General features: G+C 68.2%; 14 protein-coding genes and 1 tRNA gene. 5 read left to right on the top strand and 10 right to left on the bottom strand.

Going from position 1 to position 14,199, the window contains the following annotated elements:
- Positions 1–300 precede the first annotated feature (300 nt).
- The 5 genes from WDU93_RS13170 to dusB form a co-directional block, all read right to left on the bottom strand.
- A tRNA-Asn gene (locus tag WDU93_RS13170) sits at positions 301–376 on the bottom strand.
- A gap of 87 nt (positions 377–463) precedes the next feature.
- Positions 464–1,231: an ATP-binding cassette domain-containing protein gene (locus WDU93_RS13165; protein ID WP_337321376.1), complete on the bottom strand. Its 768-nt coding sequence runs from the start codon at positions 1,229–1,231 to the stop codon at positions 464–466.
- Positions 1,232–1,265: 34 nt separating this feature from the next.
- Positions 1,266–3,119, bottom strand: coding sequence for a DNA primase (gene dnaG / locus WDU93_RS13160; protein WP_337321374.1), 1,854 nt, complete (start codon positions 3,117–3,119; stop codon positions 1,266–1,268).
- Complete coding sequence (locus WDU93_RS13155; RefSeq protein ID WP_337321372.1) at positions 3,119–4,483, bottom strand: deoxyguanosinetriphosphate triphosphohydrolase; 1,365 nt, start codon at positions 4,481–4,483, stop codon at positions 3,119–3,121. The genes dnaG and WDU93_RS13155 overlap by 1 nt, the downstream gene beginning before the upstream one ends.
- Entirely contained in the window at positions 4,476–5,678 is a 1,203-nt protein-coding gene (gene dusB / locus WDU93_RS13150; protein ID WP_337321370.1) for a tRNA dihydrouridine synthase DusB, read from the bottom strand. The genes WDU93_RS13155 and dusB overlap by 8 nt, the downstream gene beginning before the upstream one ends.
- 60 nt (positions 5,679–5,738) lie before the next feature.
- On the opposite strand from dusB, the gene WDU93_RS13145 reads away from it, so the two are divergent.
- The gene (locus tag WDU93_RS13145; RefSeq protein ID WP_337321368.1) at positions 5,739–6,239 is read left to right on the top strand and encodes a glutathione peroxidase; all 501 of its coding nucleotides are present in this window, start codon (positions 5,739–5,741) and stop codon (positions 6,237–6,239) included.
- Positions 6,240–6,266: 27 nt separating this feature from the next.
- On the opposite strand, the gene WDU93_RS13140 is transcribed toward WDU93_RS13145, so the two are convergent.
- Positions 6,267–6,959, bottom strand: a complete 693-nt coding sequence (locus WDU93_RS13140) for a DsbA family oxidoreductase (RefSeq protein ID WP_337321366.1) — start codon at positions 6,957–6,959, stop codon at positions 6,267–6,269.
- A gap of 226 nt (positions 6,960–7,185) precedes the next feature.
- Between WDU93_RS13140 and WDU93_RS13135 the strand changes: the two genes are divergently transcribed.
- Together WDU93_RS13135 and WDU93_RS13130 are read left to right on the top strand one after the other, a co-directional pair.
- Positions 7,186–7,485 carry a GIY-YIG nuclease family protein gene (locus WDU93_RS13135; protein ID WP_337321364.1) on the top strand — a complete coding sequence of 100 codons (300 nt, stop codon included), beginning with the start codon at positions 7,186–7,188 and terminating at the stop codon, positions 7,483–7,485.
- A 225-nt stretch (positions 7,486–7,710) separates the two neighbouring features.
- A complete protein-coding gene (locus WDU93_RS13130) occupies positions 7,711–8,295 on the top strand; it encodes a P-loop NTPase family protein (protein WP_337321362.1) in 585 nt (194 codons plus the stop codon).
- Here the strand turns inward: WDU93_RS13130 and WDU93_RS13125 are convergent.
- Positions 8,235–9,038, bottom strand: coding sequence for an isoprenyl transferase (locus WDU93_RS13125; protein WP_337321360.1), 804 nt, complete (start codon positions 9,036–9,038; stop codon positions 8,235–8,237). The two genes, WDU93_RS13130 and WDU93_RS13125, sit on opposite strands and share 61 nt — an antisense overlap.
- Complete coding sequence (recO, locus tag WDU93_RS13120) at positions 9,035–9,778, bottom strand: DNA repair protein RecO (RefSeq protein ID WP_337321358.1); 744 nt, start codon at positions 9,776–9,778, stop codon at positions 9,035–9,037. Before recO ends, WDU93_RS13125 begins: the two co-directional genes overlap by 4 nt.
- 59 nt (positions 9,779–9,837) lie before the next feature.
- Here recO and WDU93_RS13115 point away from each other — a divergent pair, with 59 nt between their 5' ends.
- Entirely contained in the window at positions 9,838–10,530 is a 693-nt protein-coding gene (locus WDU93_RS13115) for a trimeric intracellular cation channel family protein (RefSeq protein WP_337321356.1), read from the top strand.
- Positions 10,531–10,626: 96 nt separating this feature from the next.
- On the opposite strand, the gene leuA is transcribed toward WDU93_RS13115, so the two are convergent.
- A complete protein-coding gene (gene leuA, locus WDU93_RS13110; RefSeq protein ID WP_337321354.1) occupies positions 10,627–12,381 on the bottom strand; it encodes a 2-isopropylmalate synthase in 1,755 nt (584 codons plus the stop codon).
- Between the two features lie 198 nt (positions 12,382–12,579).
- On the opposite strand from leuA, the gene WDU93_RS13105 reads away from it, so the two are divergent.
- A complete protein-coding gene (locus WDU93_RS13105; protein ID WP_337321352.1) occupies positions 12,580–13,245 on the top strand; it encodes a hypothetical protein in 666 nt (221 codons plus the stop codon).
- 10 nt (positions 13,246–13,255) lie between these two features.
- Here WDU93_RS13105 and WDU93_RS13100 read toward each other — a convergent pair whose 3' ends face one another.
- Complete coding sequence (locus WDU93_RS13100) at positions 13,256–14,197, bottom strand: NADP-dependent oxidoreductase (protein WP_337321350.1); 942 nt, start codon at positions 14,195–14,197, stop codon at positions 13,256–13,258.
- Between the last annotated feature and the right edge of the window lie 2 nt (positions 14,198–14,199).

Here is a 14,199-nt window from a genome sequence, read left to right as displayed (position 1 = left end):
CGCGGAAGCGGCATAACCGAAACGACACCGTGTCCACGATCGAGGGTCAAGGCCCTGATCAGAACTCGAGCCGTCCGTTCATCACCTACCGGGATTCGATCACGACATGGAGCGGTACGAGAACGACGACACCGAACGAAGCTGCTTACACACGTAGGCGTTGCTCGCCTCCCCCGGCCAAACCCCCGATTTGGGGGTTTTTGGTGAGTAAAAGGTGAGTTGAGCCGCGTCGACGGTTTCGGTCGTACATGGGAGAAGGCGCCCCATCCCTTGAAAATACTGGGATGTGGCGCCTTCTGTTGGCTCCCCGGCTTGGACTCGAACCAAGAACCTGCCGGTTAACAGCCGGCTGCTCTGCCAATTGAGCTACCGAGGAATGTGCCCGTCTGGCGGGCAACTCGACAAGCTTAGCAAACCTCAGAGCGACTCCAGAACTCGGCGACGCCGCCCGGGCGTGGCGCGCTCAGTGACCGGAATCGGCCTGCGCATTCGGGGCCCAGACGAGGTTGCGGCCCACTCCCCTGGCGACCACGTGGCCGCCGCGGAGCATAAGCGCCTCGGCGTCGAGCTCGCGGATGAAATCGGCATCGTTGGTGACCAACAGCGCGGCCAACCCGTGCTGTTCGCGACGGCGGGTGATGGCGTCGAAGACGACGGGACGCACTTCGAGATCGAGGTTCGCGAGGGGCTCGTCGGCGATCAGCACCCGCGGCTCCAGCATGAACGCCCGGGCGATGGCGACCCGCTGACGCATGCCGGCACTGAGCTCGTACGGGAATTTCGTCGCGAGCCCCAGCGGCAAGTGCAGTTCGTCGAGCAGAGAGGCGACCCGGATGGCCAGCGCCTTGCTGTTGACGCGCTTCTGCCGAGAAGTGAGCGGCTCACCGATGACCTCACCGACCGTGAGGCGCGGTGGCAGGTTGCCGCCCGCCCCCTGCTCGACGTAGCCGACGAGAGCGCCGAGCGCCCGCAGCCGACGCGCGGAGCCACGAATGTTGACGCCGGCCACCTCGGCGCGGCCGCCGACGACCTTGAGCGAGGAATCGACGATGCCGGCAAGGGAGGAGACGAGTGTGGACTTGCCCGACCCGGTGGGGCCGGCGATGCAGATCAGCCCGCCGGGGCGCAGCGTGAACGTGACGCCGTCCACGGCGCGAGTGGCGCCTCCGTGTCCGAATCGGTCGATGACAAGGTCGGAACAGTCGATCGCAGTGGCGTCGGCGGCAGGCATCCCCCCATCCTGCCCGTTTCCCTCGCCGCGTGGGTCACGACTCGGCGAACACCTGACGCTCGGCGTCGAGATCGCGCAGGCGCAACCGCAATGCCCTCCCCCCATCGGACTCGGCGGGCACGCGCTGCACCGCGCCGAGCAGCTCATGCTTCTCGCGGTCGATGCCCCGCATGATGAGGCGGCGGCACAGGTCCGTCGCGGACGCGACTGCTCCGCTCTCGTCGCGTGCCGGGAACGGCATCATCAGCAGCTCATTCGCGAGCGCCCGGTAGGGCTCGCGCACGGAATCGATCGCCGGCGTCACCCACCCCACGCGCGTGTGATCAGGTACAGCGGCGATCGCCGCGCGCACCGCGTCGAGGCCAGGATGCGCGAAAGCATGCACCAGCGCGCGCGACAGCAGGGTGGCATCCACCTGGTGCCCGTACTGCAGCATCCCCATCAGCGCGTCCCGCTCGAGCGCGACCTCGGCCGTGCGCGGCAGGTCAGCGACGCGCACCTGTGCGATGGGTGGCGCGTCTGGGGCGACGACCGGTTCGGGCGTGGCCTCGCGGCGACCGTGAGCGGCGCCGCTCGCCGCTGCCCGCACCTGACGGTGCACATCGGTCGGATCCATGCCGAGCCGGCGAGCGAGCACCCGCTCGTAGCCGGGGCGCAGCAGCGGGTCGCGGATCTCGGCCACGATCGGTGCGGCCGCGCGCAGCGCTCCCACCTGCCCCTCGACCGTCGCGAGGTCATAGCCGGACAGCTTGCGGTCAATCGCGAACTCGAACATCGGCACCTTGGCATCGAGCAGACCGCGCACGGCAGCATCCCCCCGCTGCAACCGCAGATCGCAGGGGTCGAGGCCGTCGGGGGCCACCGCAACGAAGGTCTGAGCGGTGAACCGGGAGTCCTCCGAGAACGCACGCAGCGCGGCCTTCTGCCCCGCCTCGTCACCGTCGAAGGTGAAGACGACCTCACCTGCCGCCGAGTCATCGCCCATCACGCGGCGCAGGGTCTTGATGTGCTCGGCCCCGAACGCCGTGCCGCAGGTCGCGATCGCCGTGGTGACGCCGGCGAGATGGCAGGCCATGACGTCGGTGTAGCCCTCGACGACGACCACACGGCGCGGGTCGCCACGGGCGATGTCCCGCTTGGCGAGATCGAGCCCGTACAGCACCTGGGCCTTCTTGTAGATCGGCGTCTCGGGGGTGTTGAGGTACTTCGGTCCCTTGTCGTCATCGAACAGTCGGCGGGCACCGAAACCGATGGTCTGCCCGGTGACATCGCGAATGGGCCACACCAGACGTCCGCGGAAGCGGTCGTACACACCGCGCTGCCCCGCCGAGACGAGTCCGGCGTTCGTGAGCTCTTCGCGGGTGAAACCCTGAGCGGTGAGTGCCTTCAGCATCCCGTCCCAGCCCTTGGGCGCGAAGCCGACACCGAAGTGCGCGGCCGCACCCGCGTCGAAGCCGCGCTCGCCCAGGAAGCGCCGGGCGGCTTCGGCGTCAGGGGTGAGCAGCTGCGAGCGGAAGAACTCCGCCGCCGCGGTGTTCGCCGCATACAAGCGACTGCGTCCGCTGGTCTCAGGGGCCGCTCCCCCGTCTTCGTAATGGAGCGTGTACCCGATTCGACCTGCCAGCCGCTCCACGGCCTCGGTGAAGCTGACGTGATCCATTTCGCGCAGGAACGAATAGACATCGCCCGATGCTCCGCAGCCGAAGCAGTGATAAAAGCCGACCTGCTGGCGCACGTGGAAGCTGGGGCTCTTCTCATCGTGGAAGGGACACAGCCCCTTCATCGATCCGACACCCGCCGACTTCAGCGCCACCCGCTCACCGACGATGTCGGCGATATTCGTGCGCGACTTGACCTCTTCGACGTCGGACTGGCGGATGCGGGGCATCAGGACACCCGTTCAGCGGTGGCCCGCGGTGCCACATGTGCGCGCGGGCGTGCGTGCCGCGGCGTCCAGATGCCGACCTCAGCCGGGTCGACGTCGCCGACGAGGCGGCCGTGCCAGTCCAGCGCGGTCTGGTCGGTGAGGCTCGCGACCTGATCGACGACGACCCTCGCCCGCTGTGCATCCGTCTCGGCATCGACGAAGTCGGCCGCGAAGGCGGGCTCGAGCACATCGGCACCGGCCGTCCACAGCGCATCGGTCGACCACAGCGCATCCGCGAGCCGGGTCAGCACTCGACGCTGCTCCTTGTACACGCCGCGCCGGGCATCGATCGTCACGATGGCCTGCCCCATGATGCCCTTGAGCACGGCGATCTCGGCCTCGACCACCCGTGGCACCACCACGTGGGCGTTGTACCGCGAGAGGATGGGCCCGGGATAGGCCTCACGCGTCGCCGAGACGGCGGCGCGGGCGAAGCGCCCGATGAGATCGCTGGTGAGGTTCTTCAGCCGGGCGAGGTCACCGCGCGAGCGGTCAAACGAGCGCAGCCACATGGGCTGGCTGGTGAGGCGGTACAGCGCGTCGGCGAGTTCGTCGCGCGTGAAGTCGTAGCCCACCCATTGCTGGATCCGGCTGACCAGCGCCTCATGCTCTGCAGGACCCGACAGCCGCGCCACGTCGAGGTAGCCGTTGACGATCGCGTCCTCGAAGTCGTGCACGGAGTACCCGATGTCATCCGAGAGATCCATGATCTCCGCCTCGATGCAGCGCAGCCGTCCGGGGGCGCCGTCGCGCATCCACCGGAACACGGCCTCATCGTCGGGATACACGCCGAACTTCAGCCGGCCGCCGGGGTCGGGAACGGGACTGTCGACAGTCCACGGATACTTGCACGTCGCATCGAGGCTCGCCCGAGTCAGGTTCAACCCGACCGAATGATCGTTCTCGTCCAGCACCTTGGCCTCGAGCCGGGTGAGAATGCGCAGCGACTGGGCGTTGCCCTCGAAGCCACCGATGTCTTCTGCCCACTCGTTCAGCGCCCGCTCGCCGTTGTGGCCGAAGGGGGGATGCCCGAGATCGTGGCTCAGGCACGCCGTGTCGACCACGTCGGCGGAGACGCCGAGTGCCACGGCCAGTTCGCGGCCCACCTGCGCGACTTCCAGCGAGTGGGTGAGCCGGTTGCGGGCGAAGTCCGCCGTGCTCGCCGGGCTCAGCACCTGCGTCTTGGCGGCGAGTCGACGAAGTGCCGCGGAGTGCAGCACACGGGCGCGGTCACGGGCGAAATCGTCGCGCTCGGAACGGTGAGTCTCGGCGAAGAAGCGCTCGGAGTCGTGCTCGCCGTACGCGACTGCCGACGGTTCAGCCACCGCTGTTCTCCACTTCGGCGCCGCGCATCATGTCGGTGGTCTCGGCGGCCACCTCTCGGGAGTCGAGCCAGCCTTCCGGCAGCGCGGTGCGCTTCGCCGAACCGGCACGACCACGCTGGCCTTCGGCGGCCGCGCCCGGATACGGAGCATCGCCGAGGGTGCCGAGGATGTCGTCGATCTCCTGCAGGGTCGACACCCGCGCGAGCGCAGACCGGGTCTCGCCGCCCACCGGGTACCCCTTGAAATACCAGGCGACGTGCTTGCGGATGTCTTTGCAGCCGCGGTCCTCGTCCTCGAAGAACTCCACGAGCAGCTCCGCATGGCGACGGAACGCGTCGGCCACGAAGCCGAGCGTCGCGTCGACACCCCCCTGGGTCCCTGATCCGTCCTGGGTCCCTGATCCGTCCTGGGTCCCTGAGCCTGTCGAAGGGCCCAAGGCCGCCGCGAGCTCACCGAACAGCCACGGGCGCCCGAGGCATCCGCGCCCGACCACGACACCGTCGCAGTCGGTCTCGGCCATCATGCGCACGGCATCATCGGCCGACCAGATGTCGCCGTTGCCCAGCACGGGGATGCTGGTGACAGCCTGCTTCAGCTCGCCGATCGCACTCCAGTCGGCGTGCCCGGAGTAGTACTCCGAGGCGGTGCGCGCGTGCAGGGCGACGGCGGCGGCGCCGGCATCCTCGGCCGCACGTCCCGCGTCGAGGAAGGTGAGGTGGTCGCGGTCGATGCCCTTGCGCATCTTGACCGTCAGCGGGATGTCGCCGGCGGCCTTGACCGCGCGGTCGACGATGTCCGCGAACAGCGATGCCTTCCAGGGCAGCGCTGCTCCCCCGCCCTTGCGGGTGACCTTGGGCACGGGGCATCCGAAGTTCAGGTCGATGTGATCGGCGTGGTCTTCGGCGACGATGATGCGCACGGCCTCGGCGATCGTGGCCGGGTCGACGCCGTAGAGCTGGATCGACCGCGGGGTCTCGCTCTCGTGGTGCTGGATGAGACGCATCGTGATCGCGTTGCGCTCGACCAGGGCGCGCGAGGTGATCATCTCGCTGACGTAGAGGCCGGCACCGTATTCGCGGCAGAGTCGGCGGAATGCGGTGTTGGTGATACCCGCCATGGGTGCCAGAACCACCGGCACGTCGAGGTCGATCGGGCCGATGCGCAACGGGCGTGCGGGGGCAGTGGCGATAGTCATCTCTTCCATTCTCCCAGACCGCGCGACCCCGGTCCCCGTATGCCCGCATAGGCTGTGGATATGACCACGACTGCGCTGCGCGACATCCCCTTCCTCGACGCCCACGGTGCCTCCACGACTCTCGGTGAACAGGCTCCGGTCGTCCTCGTGGTGAACGTCGCCTCGCGTTGCGGATTGACCCCGCAGTACGAGCAGCTCGAACAGCTGCAGCGCACCTATGGCGAGCGTGGCTTCACCGTGCTCGGCTTTCCGTGCAACCAGTTCCTCGGGCAGGAGCCGGGCTCGATGGACCAGATCCTCGAGTTCTGCTCCACGACGTACGGGGTGAGTTTCCCCGTCAACGACAAGGTCAAGGTCAACGGACGCAACGCCGCCGAGCTCTACAAGGCGCTCAAGCAGACCCCGGATGCCGGTGGCAAGGCGGGTCGTGTGGAGTGGAACTTCGAGAAGTTCCTGGTCACTGCCGACGGTTCGGTGCAGCGCTTCCGCCCCAAGCAGAAGCCGGATGCGCCGGAGATCGTCGCGGCGATCGAGGCGGGGCTCACCGCAGCCGGGCGCTGATCCCGGCTGCGGCGTGCGCCGCCCGGGTCAGTTCTGGGCCGCGGGGGCTGCCTGAGCATCCTGCCCGCGCTGCGACCAGAGGTCACGCAGCACATTCTCGAACGCGGCGGGCGGCTGTGCGCCCGAGATGCCGTACTGCCCGTCGATGACGAAGAACGGCACACCCTGGATGCCGTAGGCGCGCGCCTGCGCCTGGTCCTGGCGCACGGCGTCGAGATAGACGTCGTTCTCCAGAGCCTCGCGTGCCTCGTCGGCATCCAGACCCACCTCAGCGGCCAGCGCGACGAGGTCGTCGACGCGGCCGACATGCTTGCCCTCGGTGAAGTAGGCCGACATCAGCCGCTCTTCCATCTCGTGCTGCATGCCCTTGGCCTTCGCGAAGTGGAGCAGCTCGTGGGCCTTGACGGTGTTGGTGTGCTGGAGCAGGTCGAAGCGGTGCTGGAGTCCGGCGTCGGCGGCGACACCGGTGACATGCGAGAGCATCTGCTGCACCTGTTCGCGCGGCATGCCCTTGTGCCCGGCCAGGAAGTCGATCTCGGTGCCCTCGAAGTCGACCGGCGTGTCGGGTGCGAGCTCGAAGGAGTGGAAGGTGATGTTCACCTGCGGCGCGTCCTCGTCGGCGGCGGTCGCCGCCAGGCCCGCTTCCAGGTTGCGCTTGCCGATGTAGCACCACGGGCAGGCGATGTCGGACCAGATGTCAATGGAGATAGGTTCGCTCACACCTCCATCCAACCCCATCGCCTCCACCCCTATTCCGTCCGGGTTCTGAGCGCCCTTCGTCTCGTCGCTGCGCTCCTCGCTCAGGAACCGGCCGCACGAGGTCCCTGAGCGAGCGCAGCGAGACGAAGGGCGGTCCCTGAGCGAGCGCAGCGAGACGAAGGGTCAGCCCCTCGGCACCTGTGGACATCGCAAGCGCGCGGCCTACCGTTCCCCCTATCGTCGTCGGATGCCTTTCGTCTACATCCTCACGTGCTCTGACGGCAGCTACTACACGGGTAGCACCATCGACCTCGTCTACCGACTCGCGCAGCATTCGCACGGCGAGGGCGGCGACTACACACGACGTCGACTGCCCGTCGAACTCGTCTGGTACTCGGAGTTCGCGCGGATCGATGACGCGTTCGGCTGGGAACGGCGCATACATGGTTGGAGCCGCGCGAAGAAGCAGCTCTTGATTGACGGCAACTACGAGGGCCTTCGTGGCTGGAGCGTGCGGCAGCGCCAGTCGAAGAAGTCCGAGCCGTAGGCGCCCTTCGTCTCGTCGCTGCGCTCCTCGCTCAGGAACCGCACACCCCAGGTCCCTGAGCGAGCGAAGCGAGACGAAGGGCCCGGCGCATCCAGGAACGCCCTTCGTCTCGTCGCTGCGCTCCTCGCTCAGGGACCGGACACCCCACCTTCGTCTCGTCGCTCCGCTCCTCGCTCAGGGACCGAACCACCGTGATCCGGCGGTGCACTGCGCTAGCATGCTCGGATGCCCTCGGAACGTGTGCTCATCGCCGGTGTCACGGGATCAGGGAAGACGACGCTCGCCCGGCGCCTCGGCGACCTCTGGGGACTGCGTCATGTCGAGATCGACGCGCTTTTCCACGGCCCGAACTGGACTCCGCGGCCGGAGTTCCTCGCCGACGTCCAGGCGTTTTCTCGCGAAGACCGCTGGGTCACCGAGTGGCAGTACACCAGCCGCGGCACGAGCGAGATCCTGGCGCCCCGCGGCCAGCTGGTCATCTGGCTCGACTACCCCTACCGGACCGTGCGACGCCGACTGTTCACGCGCACGCTCATCCGCGCCGTACGGCGCACCGAACTGTGGAACGGCAACCGCGAGCGCGGGCTCGCGAACATGTTCCATCCCGACCCGTACCAGAACATCCTGCAGTGGCAGAAGCGCACGCTGCGGTCGTGGCACGAGCGGATGCCGCAGATGCAGCAGGAGTACCCTCACCTCGAGCTGATCCGCTTCCGGCATCCGCGCGAAGCCGAGGCGTGGATCCGCGCTCAGGCAGAGGCATCCGGTGTGTCGATAGCGCCGCCGAAGCGCCGGTCGCGCGCCAGGTAGATGCCGATCGCCCGCCACAGCTCTTCGCGCGAGAAGTCGGGCCAGAGGGTGTCGAGGAAGACCATCTCGGCGTAGGCCGACTGCCACAGCAGGAAGTTCGACGTGCGCTGCTCACCCGAGCTGCGCAGGAACAGATCCACGTCCGGCATGTCGGGCACGTAGAGGTGCTTGCGGATCTGCTTCTCGCTGATGGCGCTCGGCTTGAGGCGCCCGGCCTTGACCTCCTCAGCCATCGTGCGCATGGCATCCACCAGCTCCACGCGGCCCCCGTAATTGACGCACATGGTCAGCGTGAGCACGTCGTTGTCGCGCGTGAGCTCCTCGGCCCGCTGCAGCTCGGTGATCACCGAACCCCACAGCCGCGGCTTGCGTCCAGCCCATTTCACCCGCACGCCCCACTCGTTGAGCTGGTCACGCCGGCGGTGCAGCACGTCGCGGTTGTACCCCATGAGAAACCGCACCTCTTCGGGTGAGCGCGCCCAGTTCTCGGTCGAGAACGCATAGACCGACAGGTGCTTCACCCCGGCCTGGATGGCACCGGCGACGACGTCGAGCAGCACTTCCTCACCGGCCTTGTGCCCCTCGATGCGGGTGAGGCCGCGCCGGTTCGCCCATCGGCCGTTGCCGTCCATGACGATCGCGATGTGGTTCGGCACCGCGGGAAAGGCCGGCGGGTACACGCCCGTCCAGTCCAGCGGACGGTACGGAACAGCATCCTTGTGGGTGTACGGCTTCGGGGTCACCGTGCTCCTTCGGGTCGAAAGTCAGAGACATGTGCGAGCGAGCGGATGCCGCGCTCCAAGTGCCACTGGGCGTAGGCGGCGATCGTGCCGGATGCCGCCGCGGTGTCGGCGTGCGGCGCCTGGTCGATCGTCTCCCAGTCTCCGGCGAGCAGCGCCCGCAGCAGCGCGAGCGCAGACGGCGCGATACGAGGGCTGCCGGCGGGGGCACATGACCCACAGACCATGCCGCCCAGTTGCGCCACGAAGGCGGCGTGCGGCCCGGGGCTGCCACAGCGCGCGCAGTCATCGAGCGAGGGCGCCCATCCCGACAGCGACATCACGCGCAGCAGGTAGGAGTCCAGGATGCTTCGCGCGGCATGCTCGCCGCGGGACAGCGCCCGAAGACCCCCGACGAGCAACAGGTACTGCTCGGGGGTCGTCTCGGCGTCGTTGAGGCGGTCGGCGGTCTCGACCATCGCATTGGCAGCGGTGAAACGGTCGTAGTCCGCGGCGATGTCGGCACCGTACGCGCCGAGCGACTCGGCCTGCTGCACGATGTCGAGGGAGCGCCCCTGATACAACTGCACGTCGGCGACCATGAACGGTTCGAGCCGCGAACCGAACTTCGACGAGGTGCGCCGAACGCCCTTAGCCACCGCGCGGATCTTGCCGTGCCGACGCGAGAGCAGGATGACGATGCGGTCAGCCTCACCCAGTTTGTGGGTGCGCAGGATCACCGCTTCATCTCGGTAGGTGGGCATCACTCGATTATCCCCCGCGGATGGGTGAACCGGCCGAGCGCACGCGCAAGAATGGACGGGTGACCGAACCCCTCTTCACCATCCCGTTGTGGGCGGATCTGCTCGGCGTCGGCCTCGGCGGAGTGCAGGGCGCGATGTTCGCCTCCGGCTTCCAGGGTCAGCGCCGGCTGGACTGGCTGGGTGTGGCCATCATCGGCATCATGATCGGCATGGGCGGCGGTCTCATCCGCGACATCCTGCTCGGGCTTCAGCCGGCCTCGCTGCAGAGCAACTGGTACCTCCTGACGGCGACCGGCGCCGCCCTGTTCGGGATGCTGCTCGCCGGCCTCTTCAACCGGCTGAACAAGGTGATCGTCGTCCTCGACGCCGTCGTCATCGGCATGTTCGGGGCATTCGGAACGAGCAAGGCCATCGCGCTCGGCATCCCCGAGGTACCCGCCGTCTTCATCGGCGTCTGCGCGGCCGTCGGTGGCGGCGTGCTGCGCGACATGCTCATGGGACTGCCGACCGCGATCATGCATGTCGGGTCGCTGTATGCCGTCGCAGCCGGCGCCGGCTGCACCTTCATCGCCGTCGCGAACTCGTTCGGGATGCCGATCACGCTCGCCGCCGTCATCGGCATCGTCATCACGGCGATCATCCGCGTGCTCGCCGTGAGCTTCGACGTCTCACTGCCCGAGCAGCGCCGCCTCTACCGCCGCCGGGTCGCCACCGAGACGGGGATCATCCCCATCGTGCGCGTCGAGAACTGAGCCGCGCAGACAGCGAGACGCCGCTTCTGCGTCGACGCGCCTGCTCTGCCCAGGCGTTTCGACGCAGAAGCGGCGTCTCGAAGAGTGCGCCGCACGTCAGGCGCCGACGAGCTCGCCCGCCCGCGAGCGGATCGAGCGGTTCACGCACGACACGATCGCCTTGAGGCTGGCGGTCGAGATGTCGCCGTCGATGCCGACGCCCCACAGGCGCTGGTCATCGACCTGCAGCTCGATGTAGGCGGCTGCCTGCGCGTCTCCGCCGGTGGAGAGGGTGTGCTCGACGTAGTCGTAAAGCGAGATGTCGAAGCCGCGTTCGCGCAGCACCTCGATGAACGCCGCGATCGGGCCGTTGCCGGCACCCGACGTCTCCACACGCTCATCGCCATCGCGCAGCACCACATCGAGCGCGACCTCGCCGGTCATGTCACTGCGTGTCTGCGTGGCGAGCAGCTCGAAACGGCCCCACTTGGCGTCGGCGGTGTCGGCCGGCAGGTACTCGTCGTTGAAGATCGCCCAGATCTGGTCGCTGGTGACCTCGCCGCCCTCGGCATCCGTCTTGGCCTGCACGACACCCGAGAACTCGATCTGCAGCTTGCGGGGCAGGTCCAGCGCGTGGTCGCTCTTGAGCAGGTAGGCCACGCCACCCTTGCCCGACTGGGAGTTGACGCGGATGACAGCCTCGTAGGAGCGCCCGAGGTCCTTCGGGTCGATGGGCAGGTACGGCACGGCCCATTCGATGTCGTCGACCGAGACGCCCTGGGCGGCAGCCGTGGCGGCCATCGCCTCGAAGCCCTTCTTGATCGCGTCCTGGTGCGAACCGCTGAAAGCCGTGAAGACCAGGTCGCCGGCCCATGGGCTGCGCTCCGGCACGGGCAGCTGGTTGCAGTACTCGACCGTGCGCTTGACCTGGTCGATGTCGCTGAAGTCGATCTGCGGGTCGATGCCCTGCGTGAACAGGTTGACACCCAGCGCCACGAGGTCGACATTGCCGGTGCGCTCGCCGTTGCCGAACAGGCAGCCCTCGATGCGGTCGGCACCGGCCATGTAGCCGAGCTCCGCGGCGGCGATCGCGGTACCGCGGTCGTTGTGCGGATGCAGCGAGAGGATGACGTTCTCGCGGTGCGCGAGGTGGCGGTTCATCCACTCGATCGAGTCGGCATACACGTTCGGGGTGGCCATCTCGACGGTGGCGGGCAGGTTGATGATGACCTTGCGCGACGGCGTGGGTTCGAGAACGTCGAGCACGGCGTTGCACACCTCGACCGCGTACTCGAGCTCCGTGCCGGTGTAGCTCTCGGGCGAGTACTCGTAGTACACCTCGGTGTCGGGCACCGTCTTCTCATACTGACGGCACAGGCGAGCACCCTCGAGGGCGATCTGCTTCACACCCTCACGATCTGAGCGGAACACGACCTCGCGCTGCAGCACGCTCGTCGAGTTGTAGAAGTGCACGATGGCCTGCTTCGCGCCGGCGATCGCCTCGTAGGTGCGAGCGATGAGGTGCTCTCGCGCCTGGGTCAGCACCTGGATGGTCACATCCTCGGGGATGAGGCCCTCTTCGATGAGCTGGCGCACGAAGTCGAAGTCGGTCTGGCTGGCCGAGGGGAAACCGACCTCGATCTCCTTGTAGCCCATGCTCACCAGCAGCTCGAACATGACGCGCTTGCGTTCGGGGGACATCGGGTCGATGAGGGCCTGGTTGCCGTCGCGCAGGTCGACCGCGCACCAGCGCGGCGCTTCGGTGATGCGCTTGTCGGGCCAGCTGCGGTCGGGAAGATCGACGCGGATCTGCTCGTGGTACGGGCGGTACTTGTGGACCGGCATCGACGAGGGACGCTGATTGTTCTGCATGTCGGGGCTTCTTCTCTTGAATCAGAAAGTGTCAGGCCAACACAAGCGCCGCGACGAGGTAGGCCCGGGAATCAGGCCTCGTCGCGGCAACTAAGAAGAAGCAGACCGCCGATAGGCATGCGTTGATCGTAACAGCATCGGATGCCCCGCCGCACACACCCGCCTGAGACGATCGCGTGAGCGGCGACACTGAACGGTATGGATACCTCGCGTCTTGCCAGAGCGGCCCTCTTCACGGTGGCCACATGCACCATCGGCATCCTCGCCCTCGCGGGCTGCACGAGCAGCGCCGGCTCCCCCGCGCCCACCACGACCGCCGTTCGCGATGGGAAGACGCTCGGCGCGGCGGTGCCGGCGCCACCGATGGGTGAGGTCGTGGGCACGGGAACCGTGATGGATGTCGACGGAGCGGTCGAGTTCTGCATGGGCGCGGTGGCCGAGTCGTACCCACCGCAGTGCAACGGCATCCCCGTTGTGGGGTGGAGCTGGGAGGGCGTCGAGGGGAACGAGACGAGCGGCTCCACCCGCTGGGGCGCCTATGCGCTCATCGGCATCTACGACGGCGAGACGTTCACGCCCACGCAGGATCCGATGATGCTCGCGCTGTACGACCCCATGGCGCCGGAGACACCGGTCGATCAGGGGCCGGGCGACTCCGATGAGGCGACGCTGATCGAGATCCAGGACCAACTGCCCGGCCTTCTCGGCGACGACGGTTCGCAGTACCTGAGTTCGATGCCGGTCGAAGGCCGTCTCATCGTCGACGTCGTGTGGGACGACGGCACCCTCCAGCAGGCCGCCGACGACGACTACGGCACGGATGTCGTGGTGATCCGTTCCGCGCTGCGTCTTGTCGAGGGCTGAACGAGCTCGATCAGGGCAGCAGCGCGATCTTGCCGCCGGGGTGCCCGGTGGCGAGGACGCGCGTGGCTTCCCGCGCTTGCGCCAGTGGAAACGTGCCCGCCATTGGGACGACGAGTCGCCCGGCGCCCGCGAGGGCGACGAGTTCACCCCGCACGGCATCGCGGAATCGGGCGCTGTGCGGCAGTGATCCGGCGATCGCCACGAAGCCCTCGGCACGCGCGCGCCCGGCACCGACGATCGTGACGATGCGGCGGCGTTCGGACACGAGCTCGAGTGACACTTCCACGGCCTCGTCGGTTCCGACGGCATCCAGCGCGGCCGCAATCGGCGCGCCATCGGCCGCGAGCCGCACGCGGTCGGCCAGCCCCGCACCGTAGGCAACCGGGACCCCGCCGAACCTGCGCACCTCCTCCGCGCGCGCGGGCGAGCAGGTGCCGATCACGCGGATGCCGCGCAGCCCCGCCTGCTGCAGCACGCTGACCCCCACGGCCCCTGACGCGCCGTGCAACAGGATCGTCTCACCCGGCGCCGCGGCGGTCACCGCGAGCATCTCGGCGGCGGTGGTGCCCGCGAGCAGCAGGTTCGCCGCCTCAGCGAAGGGCAGACTCGCCGGCTTGTGCAGCACGTCGGCGGCGGGCACCGTCAGCGCGGTCGAATACCCGCCGCGCACGCGGAAGGCGAGCACCTCATCCCCGACGGTCAGCTGCGTCCCGGTCGCCGAGACAGCCGCGTTGCCAGTCGCCGAGATCGTACCGGCGACTTCATAACCGATCGGCACGGGCAGCTGCACTCCGTCGCGCGGGGCGGCGACGTGCTTCGCATCCGCCGGGTTCACCCCTGCGGCGTGGACCGCGATCGTGACCTCGTCGCTCCGGGGCGCCGGCGGCTCGTACTCCTCGAAGGTCCACGCCGCGGGACTACCCCATGCCGTCGCGACCCACCGCATCGCCATAC

The sequence above is a fragment of the Microbacterium istanbulense genome (assembly GCF_037204145.1).
Taxonomy (GTDB): Bacteria; Actinomycetota; Actinomycetes; order Actinomycetales; family Microbacteriaceae; genus Microbacterium; species Microbacterium istanbulense.
This window is presented reverse-complemented; position numbering and strand designations above follow the sequence as displayed.